The following is a 12,418-nucleotide window of genomic DNA, read 5'->3' on the forward strand; positions in this document are numbered from 1 at the left end:
CGTGTCCTGGTCTGCCTCTCTGTTTGTTATAGCTCGGGCAGGTCACCGCGGTCGGATGCGCGGAGCGGCCGCTCCAGCAGCGCGCCGCTGCCGTATCGGATGACGTTGCGTACGAATTGGAGCGCTTCGGCGCGGGTGAGGCCTTTGGCGCCATTGAAGCCCTCGATGCTTGGCGCCGCTTGCTTGCCCTCCGCAAGGCCGAAGGCGAGCAGATAATGGATGGCGTCGTCGCCCGAGAAGCGGACGCCGTCCGTCGAGGAGATCAGCTCTGCGACTTGCCGGCGAGCTATGATTGTTCCCCGGGGAGTGAGGCTGGTATAGCTCTTGACCGGGTAACGCAGCGCCTTGGCGCGGGCGTAATAGGAATCCGCCCATCGCTCGCCTTGGACGAGAGAGAGGTCCGGTTCGAACGCGCGCAGCAGCATGGCGAGGAACTCGGCTTCGCTGACCGGCTTGTTCGGCTTGAAGGAGCCGTCCTCATAGCCGGTCACGATGCGGTTCTCGAGTCCCCACTGAACCGTTTCATCGTACCAGGCGCCTTGCTTCGTCAAGGCGTACGCGGTAGGCTGAGCGACGGAGAACGGGATCAGCAGAGGGCTGGTTAGCTCGTAGGCCGTACTTGCGGATAAAGAGGTTTTGCCTCTTACCGACGAATCAATGATCAGCCTATACGTCTCGTTCGGATGAAGAAGAGCATCTACGGAAGGCGTGATAACGATCCGGTTGAATAAGACCTGCACGATGAAATCGTTCATACGCTCTCCCGAGCCGTTCAGGACGAACACATTCTCGCCATAACGAACCGAGGACTCGTCGATGTAAGCGAAATTACTGCTTCCCGCGGCGAGCTGCAGACTAACTCCCAGCGGGGCGTTGCCCCGAAGCAAGGTCCGCGCCGGCAGCTCGCGCAAGCTCCATTCCGACTTCCAAGCTTCCAGCCTTTCTTGGAATCGACCGCCTTCGCTGCCCTCTAATACAGCTTCGCTTAAGCTTTGCGGCTCATATGCCGAAGAAGAGCCCGAAGGCGCGGCGAAAGTCAACGCGCCGTACCCGAATTCGATATCCCGGCCGGGAGTGCCGAGATCGATCGCGAATTTCCGAAGCTCCCTGCGAAGCTGCGCGTTCGTCATCGATGGATATTTCTGCATCAAGAGGGCAACCATACCCGTAACATGAGGCGCTGCCTGCGATGTGCCGGAAGCCTGGGCGTAGCCGTCCGTGCCGTTCTCGTTCACGTAAGTCGAGATGATATCGACGCCGGGCGCAGCTGCTTCGACCTCAGCGCCGACGGAAGAGAAGTCGCCGCGCGAATTCCAGCGGCTGATGGCGCCTACCGCGATGACGCTGTCGTATTTGGCCGGGTAATAGACGGTATACGTGCTGAGCGGCACGTCTACCTGATTGTTGCCGGACGCGGCGATTACGACGATACCCTCGGCGTAGGCGCGGTCGACCATCTCCCTTATAAGAGGGGAGTCCTCGGGCGAGCCCAGCGACAGGTTAATGATATCCATGCCATGCTCGATGCTCCATTCGAGCGCTTCGAGCAGATCCTGAAGCGTGCCGTTCCCGCTTGCATCCATGGACTTGACGGCGTACAGCTCCGCGTCCGGGGCGATGCCCACCATGGCTTCGCCGTTGCGCCTCGCCGCGATGATGCCCGCTACATGCGTGCCGTGGCCGTTGTCATCGGCGAAATCGCCGGTATAGTCGACGGTCGAGACGCCGCCCGCGATCGTTAATTCGCGGTGAGGGTGGATGCCGGTATCGATTACGGCGATCTTCACGCCAGCGCCGGTAAACCCGGCGCTCCACATAGGCGCAGGCTGAATCGCCTGGAAGCCCCACTGGGACTGCTCGGCCTGCTCCGCGGCCGGATGAAGCCCGGTTTCGACCGCGCGGAACAGCCGGTTAGGCTCGATGTAAGCGATGTTTGGGTCGTTCGCGAGCTCGGCGAGCTCCTGGCCTGTTGCCGATGCGGCCACAGCCGGTATGATGTCGAACTCGTGCGATACATCCGAGCTGTCCTCGAGGATCGCGGCCTTGCCTTCTTCGTTTTTGTAAACGACAATCACCTCATGCTGAGTCGCTCCGGGAGACGCGCCGGCAGATGCCCATTGCGTCGGAAGCGCCAGCGACAGCAGGACAACTGATAAGATGGATTTAATATATATGGATGAGAGTGTCATGCGGAGTCTCCTTCTCTTCTGGATGTGGTTCGTGGCTTGTAAGAGAAAAAGAATCTATCATTTACGACTTGATAGATTTACAACGTTAATAGACTTCCTATTGTATATCGGCTCATGAGAGGGCCAGGTTGAGAGTCTGAGACTGGAACCTTCTCCCGATTCTTTCGTCTATAAGGGAAATGCTCGAAAGAGGTGATGGCGATGAGCCGGCGATTACCGCGATTACTAGCGGCCGCGATGCTGATTATCCTGCTGAGCGCATGCGGATCAGACAAGACGGAAGAACCGATGGGCACGATGCCTCCGGCGCTCGCGGAGAAGATGGCGGAGCCGAAGCTGGTGCACAAGGATGATCTATTCGAGATGAAGCTGAACATCGGCAGAACGGAGTTTAAGACTGGAGAGCCTATCGAGCTATCGGCTTCGCTTACTTATATCGGCGAAGAGGAATCCATTACGGTGTGGGGACCGGGGACTAGAGTCGTTTTTGCTATAACCGACGGCAAGGACTTCGATATGGATGGAGCAACCACGCTGGAGCTGGCTTCGCACGAATTGGCGCGCGGAGAGACGTTCGAATATCCGTTCGAGAAAAGCGGCGGCTTCGGGGCGGATGATCCGGATGCGGCCTTCTGGAAGAAGTTCTACGCGGAGAAAGAGCTTCGGCTCCCGGCGGGCACCTATTTGATCAGCGCGGTATGCAACTTCTCCCTGACGGAGGAAGTGGTGGACAGCGATTACAGGGGCGAAGTGTATACGACCGTTACGGTGACGGAGTAGCGGACTCGTGACACTCTGCAAAAAAAAAAAAGAACTCCCATCCGCGACCGGATGGGAGGTTCTGCTCTAGAAATCTAATCGTTCTTCTGCTCCGCGATAATCATCCACAGCACGCCGAACTTATCCGTCAGCTCGCCGAGGAATATGCCGAACGGCTGGAGCTCGAACGGATATTTGACTTGGCCGCCCTCCGCCAGGTTCGCGAATGCTTTCTGCGCCTCGGCTTCGGACTGGAATTCAAGGGAGAGGTACATGCCCGTCCCGTATTGGAACGGCTCCATCGCGTCGGCCATAAATAGGTTGCCGCCGGGAACGGCTAGGCACATATGCATGATCTTGTCCTTATATTCGTTCTCTGCGCCCATCCCTTCGCCATGGGTAAGGGAGGACACAACCTCGCCTCCGAGGGCCTCAACGTAAAACTTCGCTTGCGCAGTTGCGGACAACGTCCGGTTAGAGCTGCGTCTATTTGTTAAAAAAACCACTTGACCTTCACGTTACGTAAAGGTGTACCTTTGAGATGTCGGGAGGGAAGCGTATGGAGTATACGGTGCAAAAACTGGGGAAGTTAGCGGGAATCAGCACGAGAACGCTGCGGTTCTACGACGAGATCGGGATTCTTAAGCCGGCAAGAATCAACTCGTCGGGGTACCGCATCTACGGTCAGGCGGAGGTCGACAGGCTGCAGCAGATCCTGTTCTACCGGGAGCTTGGGGTCGGCCTCGAGCAGATCAAGTCCATTATGACGGATCCCGCGTTCGACGGCGTGCTGGCGCTTAGGACCCATCGCGAACAACTCCTCGACAGAAAAAAGCAGCTCGAGCTCCTAATCCACAATGTGGAGAACACGATTGCTTTACACGAAGGGAGAATCGCCATGTCGGATGAGCAGAAATTCGAAGGCTTCAAGAAGCAGATAATCGAAGATAACGAGAAGAAATACGGGAAAGAAATTCGCGAGAAATACGGGGACGAGACGGTCGACCAATCGAACGCCAAGCTCCAAAGCATGACGAAGGAGCAGCACGACGCGGTCACGAAGCTGAACGAAGAGCTGACGGCTACGCTTGCGCAGGCGTTCCAAGGCGGAGACCCCGGCTCGGAGCTGGCTCAGAAAGCGGCCGACCTTCACCGCCAGTGGCTCATGTTTTATTGGAAGGATTACAGCAAGGAAGCACATGCGGGACTTGGGCGGATGTACGTCGAAGACGAACGCTTCAGGGCGTACTACGACGAGAAGCAGCCGGGAACGGCGGAGTTTCTGAGAGACGCGATCCTCATCTACACGGGGATGCAAGAATAAGGTTTGCGAGGACCGCGGCGGCGGGTTCGGCTTAGGCTGGACCGCTGCCGCGGTCCCTTTTATTTATCGGGCTTCCAGCAATAGGGCGGTGGTGCTTGGGAATTATGAATGTGGGACTTTTTTCTTATAAAGAGCTAATGGGTTGCGTGAATTGTTCCGATATCATATTCGTACCAATAATCGGAATAAGGAGCTCAACCATGAACTTATCACCAGGAAAAAAACTGATCCTTATGACAGCTCTGCTAGCCACGGCCGTCAGTCCCATGTCCGCTTATGCGGGGAATACTTCGTACACAGCGGTCCCTTATTTAAATGAACAAACGACGGACGCCGTCCAGAGGCAGCTTCTTCACGGAGACGCGGAGGGCCTGCGCCTAGGAGATGTAATGAGCCGCGCGGAATTTGCCGTGATGGTGGCGCGAATATTTGAGCTGGATGTCCCCGAGGTTACGACAAGCTCCTTCCCGGACGTTCCCGCAAGCCACTGGGCTGTGCCTGCGATCGAATTGTTGAAAAGCCAAGGCTGGATGATCGGAACGGGCAGCGCGTTTCTGCCGGAGTCCCCGATTACAAGGGAGCAAGCCGCGCATGTATTGGCACGGGCTCTTGGATTGGTCGAGCCTTCGATGGGAAGCGGCGCATCCGAGCCAAGCGATCTGGAAACAGCGAGCGACTGGGCGAAGCTAAGCCTGCGGAAAGCGGTCGAAGCGGGACTGCTGAACATAGAAGAGGACGGCATCCGTCCGCATCAGACGATGACAAGAGAGGAAACGGCTAATCTGGCCGTGTTCGCATCGAACTTGCTTCCTCTGACGATTGAAGGGTTCGAGGACGGCCGCGTAACGTTGTCGGGTCTTACTTTCGAGACGGCTGAGGATTTGTCGGGTCTCTTCGACGAGAGCAACAGCGCCGTGCTGATCGGTTCTAAGCTGACGGGGGTTATACGCGACGGGCATATTAAAAGCATTAACGAGCTTCGTCTTCTGGTTCCAGGGCATGCGCCTGAGGAAGGAGAAGCAGAGTTTGCTGGCAATCTCGTGCTCGATGGGAAAGGCGCCGTCATCGCCGGCAGCGTAAGAGCCGATGCGGATTTCTTGACGGTCCGCAATCTGACCGTGCAAGGCGACTTCGAGGTTGCGGCGGGTGCGGCGCACGACTTCTATAGTGAAAATGTTGTTGTCGAAGGCGACACGATCGTGAACGGCGGCGACGAGCATACGGTCGTGTTCAACAACGTCAGTCTTGGGAATGTCGGCGTCAATAAGCCCGAAGTGCGGATTCAAGCCATAGGGAATACGAAAGTCGGCGAGATTGTCGTGAATGCCAATGCCACAATCGAGGCGGATTCGGGCGTCAAAATTCCAAAGCTTACGCTTGGCGAAGGAGCCAAGCAAGTGGAAATCAACGCGCCGGTCGGCACGCTCGACGTGCTGAACTCGAACGCGAAATTGAAGCTCGGACAGAACGCGCAAATCGACAAAGTCATGCTGCCTGACTCGATCTCCGCTAACGACATCATTGAAAACTTCGATCAGATCAAGAATAAGATTTCGAATATAAACGGCGCTCCGGTACAGCAGCCTGCGTATAACCCGCCTCCGGCACCGACGCCTCAGGCTGCCGTGAATCGTACGGAGCTGAACTTTGCGTTATTGACTGCAAATATTGCGCGTAATGTAACGGCTAGTCAATATGTGGTTGTGACACTCCCTCAAGGTGCAGCTTTCAATGAGCTCGATCAAGCGATCGCGGCAGCTGAGGTGGCGAAAGACAACGAGAGCCTCGATCAGGCGGGCGTGGATGCGGCGGTTGATGCGCTCCAATCGGCAACTGATACGTTCAACGTTTTTTTTATGAAAGAAGGGCTGGGCGCAGCCATTGATTCAGCGATTGCGCTTGCACGTACAGCTAGCGAGAATACCGGGGAGGCCCCAGGCAATTACCCGCTTTCTGCTTTCGGAGCGCTGGAAACGGCACTCGCCGCGGCAAATGGGGCTAAGAACGACCCGGCGGCGACCGTAGCGACATTGGACGCCGCGCTCGATGCTTTGAATCGAGCGGTGACGACCTTCCGAGAATCGGTGGTCAAACCTGCGGAAAAAACAGAATTGGCTATAGTGATTGCAGAGGCAGACAGGTGGCTGGCCGTTGCCGGATTCGGTTCGGAATATATAAGTCGATTGACGAATGCACGCAATGCCGCAGCCGGAGTGAATAATGATCCGGATGCAACGCAATCTGAAGTTAACAATGCATGGGGACATCTGAGTAATGAGATCATCGTTTATCGAGCTTCCGATCCTCCTCTTGGTCAACTAGAGCTCTAAAATCGACTCGAACTCCATACGTTTCATCGATGATCCACTTCATCGATGACGCGTATGGGGTTCCTTTTTTTTACATCTTACAAACTTGTAATCTTTAGAATTTGTTCATGTCACTCATTTCGATTGATTCAATCCGCATACTTGTACTACACTAGCATAGGGAAATGTTTCCCGAGTAGGCTGCCCAAGGCGGCTGCAGAAAGGCGGATAAGTAAACATGCAGGATTTTATCAGCGCTATCATATTAGGCATTCTGGAAGGTTTGACGGAATTTCTGCCCGTATCGTCGACGGGGCATCTGATCTTGGCCGGCGATCTGCTAAATTTCGAGGGAGACGCGGCGACGACATTCAAGATCGTCATTCAGCTCGGCGCGGTCATGGCCGTCCTGATCCTCTATTGGAAGAGGTACATGGACATTCTGAAGGATTTAGCCAGCTTAAAATTTAAGGTGCCGAACAAATTAAACGTTGTTCACATGGTGCTGGCGATGATTCCGGCCCTCATTGTGTATCTGCTCTTCAACGACTACATAAAAAGCGTCTTGTTCGGATCTGCTCCCGTCCTGATCAGCTTGATTCTCGGCGGTATCCTCATGATCGTCGCGTCTAGAGCGAAGCGCAAGGTGACGGCGGAGGAGACGGACAACATCTCCTACAAGCAAGCGTTCGGCATCGGCTTGTTCCAATGCTTGGCGCTGTGGCCGGGCTTCTCGCGTTCAGGCGCGACCATCTCCGGGGGCATGCTGCTCGGCACGAGCCAGAAGGCTGCGGCGGACTTTACGTTCATTATCTCCGTTCCCGTCATGATGGGCGCGACGGTGCTGGATATGTACGACAGCCGTCATCTTCTGACGTCGGATAACTTGCTGCTGTTCCTCATCGGCTTCGTAGCGGCGTTTATCGTGGCTATGATCGCAGTCGTGACGTTCCTGAAGCTGATCAAACGCATCAAGCTGGAATGGTTTGCGTATTACCGGTTCGCTCTGGCTGCGGTCTTTTATTTCTTTGTTATTCGCTAAAAAATAGTTAGGGCAACTCCCTCTCGCTTACGAACGTCTATGTGTAGTAGACGTTGAGCAAATGCGAGGGGGAGTTTTTTATGTGGAAAAGCAAGTCCTGGCGGGTGCTGTTGGGCGCCTTCTTGTTGTCGCTGACAACGGTTCTGGTGCCGACGGGGGCAAGCGCGGCCTCGAATGACGTTACCGTTGCTGTGAACGAGGGATCGGCCGTAGAATTCCGGAATGCTCCATTTCTACTGAATGGATCGGCTTATCTGCCGTTGCGGGAAACCGGAGCGCTGCTCGGCAGCGCCACGACATGGATCTCGGACGGGAGACGCATCGTAATCCAGAATCCCGAGATGAGAATCGAGCTGGCTCTCGGGAGCAAGCAGGCGAAGATCAACGGCAAAACGCACGAGCTGCGAGTGGTTCCATACAACAAGAACGGCACGGTATACGTTCCGGTGCGTTTCGTTGGCGAGGCCTTCGGGGCGACAGTGAAGTGGGACGGGAAGCAGCGCCGCGTCAATCTGGGCTTCGAAGCCAAGTACATCACGGCAGCTGAAGGGCCGACGGTATATTGGCTGAACAGACAGTCCGGCGAGCTGTATCTCGCGGAGCAGGAGGAGCCGGTGAAGCAAGTAGCGGATACGAATGGCGAAGTGCTCGATATCGGCGAGTTCACCGTTGATCCACTATCGGAGGACGTTCACGTCCTGAAGCTTCACGACAACTACGGAGAGCCGCATATCCACGATAATATTTACAAAATGGTGCTGGTCCAAGATCAGCTCAAGCTGGAAACGAAGGTCTATTACGGCTTTCAATCGATTCGCACCCTGGATCGATCAGCAGAGGGGAACGCTCTGTTAATGGACGGCGCGATTTTGTACGAAGTCAACCCCGACGGAGTGATCGAGGCGGAGCATGATCTGCAGGAGATGACGGGGTACGAAGACGCTTCGTTCCAAGTCGAATGGTATGATGCGGAGTATATGGTCGTCCGGCCTTCGACTACCGGCTGGCTTACGTTGATCGACAGGGAGACTGGCGCAACGACAAAGCTGATGGAGGAGTTGCTTACCGCCGAGCAGGTCGGGATTTATGAATCGCTGGACAAACTGAATACGGAGTTCCGCGATTGGGACGGACTCAAGGTGCTGGGGCGCGAAGGCGATGCGCTGAAGCTTGAACATTATTATTTTGTAGGGGGGCTGACGACAGAGTTCTCCTACGATTTAGCGAAGCGCTGACAGGCTCTATTCTCTCAGGGCGGCCAATCCTCGATACTCGCTTGACCCTCACATTAATGTCATGGTTTATACTGAGGGTACCCCTTCGAAGGAGGCATGCCGATGCGAATCGGAGAGCTTGCCGAACGAACCGGGGCGAGCATTCGCTCGATCCGGTATTACGAGCAGCAGGGCCTGCTGGCGTCCGTCCGTCTGGCCAACGGATACCGCGAGTACACTTCGCTTGCCGAGGAGCAGGTTCGCACGATACAGCTTTATTTGCAATTGGGTTTGACGACCGAGCAGATCGCAGGTTTCTTGAACTGCGTGCTGCAGAGCAAAGAAGCCTTCTGCGAAAATGTGCTGCCGGTGTACGAGAGGAAGCTGGCCGAGATTGACGATCAGATCCGGCTGCTCGCGAGCATCAAGTCCAACCTGGAGGACCGGGTCCGGTCGATCCTGGAAGAACGGAGGAAGAGCGAGGATGAGTGTAAAACCTGTGAATAGCGCCACCTTCAAGCCGGCAATCCGCGAGAAGGGCGTAACCCTGGCGGAGTTCGGCGCGGTCTGGTGCCCGCCGTGCAAGACGCTGCTGCCGATTCTGCACGATCTTGCCGACAGCTATGGGGAGTCGGTATCTGTACTGCAAGTGGATTGCGACGAGTCGCCCGACCTTGCCGGCGAATTCGGCGTCATGTCGATGCCGACGGTCATCGTGTTCCGCGACGGAGAGCCCGTCGAGAGGCTTGTCGGTCTCCGGCCAAGAAGCCTGTACGAGCAGATCATCGAACGAAATATGGCGGTTGTTTAGTCCCGCGAGTAGAAGAGAAGCCCTGGCGTCCGCGCCAGGGCTTCTCTCCCGTTAGCGTCCAAAGAAAATAAAGTAATAGACTGCTTCCGCTTCATTAATGGGCAGTTTCATCAAACCACTACACTGCAGGATTTGCCTAACGGAACTGACAGACGTTATTCGCTAGATTTCAGGTGGTTTGTGGCTCCTTACGGAACTGAACGACGTTATTTGCACCTTTTTAATGGTGGAGAAGGGCCAATCGGATGAATAAGAGCGTACAGTTCCGTAAGAATCCAAAAATGCGGTTTTTAGCTCAAATAGCGTCCGTCAGTTCCGTTAGCAACGTGAGTCTTCGGCGAGATGGCCACTCCGCTAACGGAGAACAAGAGCGTAGCGGTGGACCACGATCCATTGCTTTTTGTTCGTTTAACTCTGGCCATTGAACAAACGGGCAGAATAGCAGGACGCCAGCTCACAACGTTTTTTATACAAAAAAGGTAATTGGTATCGATGTCTCGAATGTTACAAGCTATTATTATAAATTCATGTAATGGGGAGATATTATGTTCTTTCAAGAATGGTATGACAAACTCGATTATGAAAAAAGGTCTTTGGCAGATGTATTTATTAATAAGGTCAAAAAAATGAATGCTAACGCAGATGAAAATGATGCATTAGCAGTTGCTTATGCAGAGCTTGAGGAAGATTCGCCTGCACTGTCAGAATATAGGTTTGTTCATTATTTAAAAAAGAGCCTAAGTGAATACGATAGTGACCCCGAAAATCGCGCAATATCGATGGCTAAGAATGGTTATCCTATCATAAAAGATACAGTTCAAAAGATTAACGACGCTGGAATTACTGGTCAAGAGCTGATGACATTACTCAAAGTTTTCCATTATGAAGGAATTATGGACACGTTCTACCGCTTTGAACATACATATATGGATGATTTAAATGATTCGGAATATCCTTCATTTGCAATTTCTGAAATAGGAACAGATGGAGAGCTCACTGGGCGAATAGTGAATGTGTATGGATGGTTATCATATTTGAATCCGGACAAATAATAATAAATTAAGTAACGTAAATACGTTAGTTTATCAATCTAGGAGCAGACTGCCACCGTGACAGCTGCTCCTTTTGTCGTTAAGCTAAAGGGCAGCATTCAATAGAAATTAACCGTTAGTCCAATGTATTCTATAATTGAAGGACAATCAGTTTAAGTCTGGGAGGTTAGAAATGAAGGTCAAACGTATCGTCGCCAATATCAATACGAAGGATATCGCAGCCGCTAAATGCTTCTACCAGGATGTGCTCGGCCTTGATTTAATGATGGACCATGGTTGGATTAGAACTTATGGTTTAGACGAGGAGATGAGCATTCAAATAAGTTTCGCCTCACAGGGAGGCTCAGAAACGCCTACGCCTGATCTATCGATTGAGGTCGATGATCTCGATGCTACTTTAGAAAGCATGAAGAGATCTGGATTCCCGATAGAATATGGACCAATCGATGAGCCTTGGGGCGTTCGACGATTTTATGTCCGCGACCCGTTTGGTAAGCTTATCAACATCCTCTCTCATGAACACGGATACACTGGCGGCCAATCGTAAAGGGACGCTGGTTTGTTAATGCACCGGAGAACGATAGCACCATGACATGATGGCAGCCGGCTACGATGGGCTGCCTTTGTTTGTTGAAGTAACGGCAAGATAACGAAAATCATTAAGTGAATACGCTATTGAAGATTTTGTCACGATGTCGATCCAATCCAGTGCCATTCGTCGTTTCTATAGAAGGCAGGAAATTAGCCATATAAAGAACTAATGCCCTTAACAAAGGAGACTCATATGATGCAGACGGTAATCTCGAAGGACGGAACGCGAATCGCTTATGACAAAACGGGGAAGGGACCCGCGCTTGTTCTCGTGGCGGGAGCGTTCAGCTATCGGAAGTTCCCGCAGCAAGTGCAGCTGGCGAAGCTGCTCTCGGAGCAATTTACGGTATACAGCTACGATCGTCGCGGACGCGGCGACAGTGGAGACGCAGGCAGCTACGAGATAACGCGAGAGATCGAAGACTTGCAGGCGATCATCGACGAGGCCGGCGGCTCCGCCTGCGTGTGGGGGCTCTCATCGGGTGCGGTGCTCGCCTTGCAGGCGGCGGCAAGCGGGGTAAGGATGACGAAGCTGGCGTTGCACGAGCCGCCGTTCGTGGTCGATGCGGAGGGGCATCTGCCGCCGGCGGACTTCACGCAGCGCGTGGCGGAGCTGATCGCTGACGGCAATCGGGCAGGGGCGATCAAATATTTTATGACACAAGGCATGGGGGCTCCGTCCTTCGTCGTGAGCATGATGCGCGTCATGCCAGGTGTCTGGTCGAAGCTTATGGCCGTAGCCCATACGCTGCCTTACGACGCCGCTCTGCTGCATGGCTACAACGAGGGGAGGCCGCTTCTGGCCGGGCAATGGAGTCATATGGCGGTACCGACGCTCGTGCTCGAGGGAACGGAGAGCCCGATATCTCTGCGGAACGGGGCCAAGGCTTTGGCACAGGCGCTCCCGAATGCGAGGCTGCTGAGCAAGCGGGGACTTGGCCATACGAAGCAGTTGAATGCGAAGCTGATCGCAAACGAGCTGCGGTCGTTTTTTGGCGGGGAAGTCTGAAGAGTCGTAACGCCTAACGGGACTCACAGACGTTATTCCCTAGATTTCGGGTGCTTCCGTCAGAATCACCGAATACGGGTTTTAAGGGCAGATAAGGTCTGTGAGTTCCGTTAGCGGA

At 54.1% G+C, this 12,418-nt stretch carries 12 protein-coding genes; 10 read left to right on the plus strand and 2 right to left on the minus strand.

Features of this window, described 5'->3' with window-relative positions; translation table 11 throughout:
- Window positions 1–26: 26 nt before the first annotated feature.
- A complete protein-coding gene (locus tag NQZ67_RS18125; RefSeq protein WP_257448658.1) occupies window positions 27–2,189 on the minus strand; it encodes a S8 family peptidase in 2,163 nt (720 codons plus the stop codon).
- A 201-nt stretch (window positions 2,190–2,390) separates the two neighbouring features.
- Here NQZ67_RS18125 and NQZ67_RS18130 point away from each other — a divergent pair, with 201 nt between their 5' ends.
- Entirely contained in the window at window positions 2,391–2,969 is a 579-nt protein-coding gene (locus NQZ67_RS18130; protein ID WP_257448660.1) for a hypothetical protein, read from the plus strand.
- 74 nt (window positions 2,970–3,043) lie between these two features.
- On the opposite strand, the gene NQZ67_RS18135 is transcribed toward NQZ67_RS18130, so the two are convergent.
- The gene (locus NQZ67_RS18135) at window positions 3,044–3,454 is read right to left on the minus strand and encodes a VOC family protein (protein WP_257448661.1); all 411 of its coding nucleotides are present in this window, start codon (window positions 3,452–3,454) and stop codon (window positions 3,044–3,046) included.
- Between the two features lie 53 nt (window positions 3,455–3,507).
- Between NQZ67_RS18135 and NQZ67_RS18140 the strand changes: the two genes are divergently transcribed.
- From NQZ67_RS18140 to NQZ67_RS18180, 9 genes are all read left to right on the plus strand, one after another.
- Window positions 3,508–4,272: a MerR family transcriptional regulator gene (locus NQZ67_RS18140; protein WP_257448663.1), complete on the plus strand. Its 765-nt coding sequence runs from the start codon at window positions 3,508–3,510 to the stop codon at window positions 4,270–4,272.
- A gap of 200 nt (window positions 4,273–4,472) precedes the next feature.
- Window positions 4,473–6,602, plus strand: coding sequence for an S-layer homology domain-containing protein (locus NQZ67_RS18145; protein WP_257448665.1), 2,130 nt, complete (start codon window positions 4,473–4,475; stop codon window positions 6,600–6,602).
- 217 nt (window positions 6,603–6,819) lie between these two features.
- Window positions 6,820–7,623 (plus strand): undecaprenyl-diphosphate phosphatase, encoded by an 804-nt coding sequence (locus NQZ67_RS18150; RefSeq protein ID WP_257448667.1) that lies wholly within the window; start codon window positions 6,820–6,822, stop codon window positions 7,621–7,623.
- Between the two features lie 80 nt (window positions 7,624–7,703).
- Window positions 7,704–8,858 (plus strand): copper amine oxidase N-terminal domain-containing protein, encoded by a 1,155-nt coding sequence (locus tag NQZ67_RS18155; protein WP_257448669.1) that lies wholly within the window; start codon window positions 7,704–7,706, stop codon window positions 8,856–8,858.
- 102 nt (window positions 8,859–8,960) lie between these two features.
- Window positions 8,961–9,344, plus strand: coding sequence for a MerR family transcriptional regulator (locus tag NQZ67_RS18160; RefSeq protein WP_257448671.1), 384 nt, complete (start codon window positions 8,961–8,963; stop codon window positions 9,342–9,344).
- Entirely contained in the window at window positions 9,322–9,648 is a 327-nt protein-coding gene (locus NQZ67_RS18165; protein WP_257448673.1) for a thioredoxin family protein, read from the plus strand. Before NQZ67_RS18160 ends, NQZ67_RS18165 begins: the two co-directional genes overlap by 23 nt.
- A 545-nt stretch (window positions 9,649–10,193) precedes the next feature.
- Window positions 10,194–10,700 (plus strand): hypothetical protein, encoded by a 507-nt coding sequence (locus tag NQZ67_RS18170; protein ID WP_257448675.1) that lies wholly within the window; start codon window positions 10,194–10,196, stop codon window positions 10,698–10,700.
- A gap of 172 nt (window positions 10,701–10,872) precedes the next feature.
- A complete protein-coding gene (locus tag NQZ67_RS18175; protein WP_257448677.1) occupies window positions 10,873–11,247 on the plus strand; it encodes a VOC family protein in 375 nt (124 codons plus the stop codon).
- Between the two features lie 237 nt (window positions 11,248–11,484).
- Window positions 11,485–12,300: an alpha/beta fold hydrolase gene (locus NQZ67_RS18180; protein ID WP_257448679.1), complete on the plus strand. Its 816-nt coding sequence runs from the start codon at window positions 11,485–11,487 to the stop codon at window positions 12,298–12,300.
- Window positions 12,301–12,418: the final 118 nt, after the last annotated feature.

The organism is Paenibacillus soyae (assembly GCF_024623455.1).
GTDB lineage: Bacteria > Bacillota > Bacilli > Paenibacillales > Paenibacillaceae > Pristimantibacillus > Pristimantibacillus soyae.

Bases quoted from the DNA above. Each gene is read 5' to 3' on its own strand.
- NQZ67_RS18155 (WP_257448669.1), top strand. From the start codon at position 7,704: ATGTGGAAAAGCAAGTCCTGGCGGGTGCTGTTGGGCGCCTTCTTGTTG.
- NQZ67_RS18130 (WP_257448660.1), top strand. From the start codon at position 2,391: ATGAGCCGGCGATTACCGCGATTACTAGCGGCCGCGATGCTGATTATC.
- NQZ67_RS18150 (WP_257448667.1), top strand. From the start codon at position 6,820: ATGCAGGATTTTATCAGCGCTATCATATTAGGCATTCTGGAAGGTTTG.
- NQZ67_RS18170 (WP_257448675.1), top strand. From the start codon at position 10,194: ATGTTCTTTCAAGAATGGTATGACAAACTCGATTATGAAAAAAGGTCT.
- NQZ67_RS18145 (WP_257448665.1), top strand. From the start codon at position 4,473: ATGAACTTATCACCAGGAAAAAAACTGATCCTTATGACAGCTCTGCTA.
- NQZ67_RS18125 (WP_257448658.1), bottom strand. From the start codon at position 2,189: ATGACACTCTCATCCATATATATTAAATCCATCTTATCAGTTGTCCTG.
- NQZ67_RS18140 (WP_257448663.1), top strand. From the start codon at position 3,508: ATGGAGTATACGGTGCAAAAACTGGGGAAGTTAGCGGGAATCAGCACG.
- NQZ67_RS18165 (WP_257448673.1), top strand. From the start codon at position 9,322: ATGAGTGTAAAACCTGTGAATAGCGCCACCTTCAAGCCGGCAATCCGC.
- NQZ67_RS18180 (WP_257448679.1), top strand. From the start codon at position 11,485: ATGATGCAGACGGTAATCTCGAAGGACGGAACGCGAATCGCTTATGAC.
- NQZ67_RS18160 (WP_257448671.1), top strand. From the start codon at position 8,961: ATGCGAATCGGAGAGCTTGCCGAACGAACCGGGGCGAGCATTCGCTCG.
- NQZ67_RS18175 (WP_257448677.1), top strand. From the start codon at position 10,873: ATGAAGGTCAAACGTATCGTCGCCAATATCAATACGAAGGATATCGCA.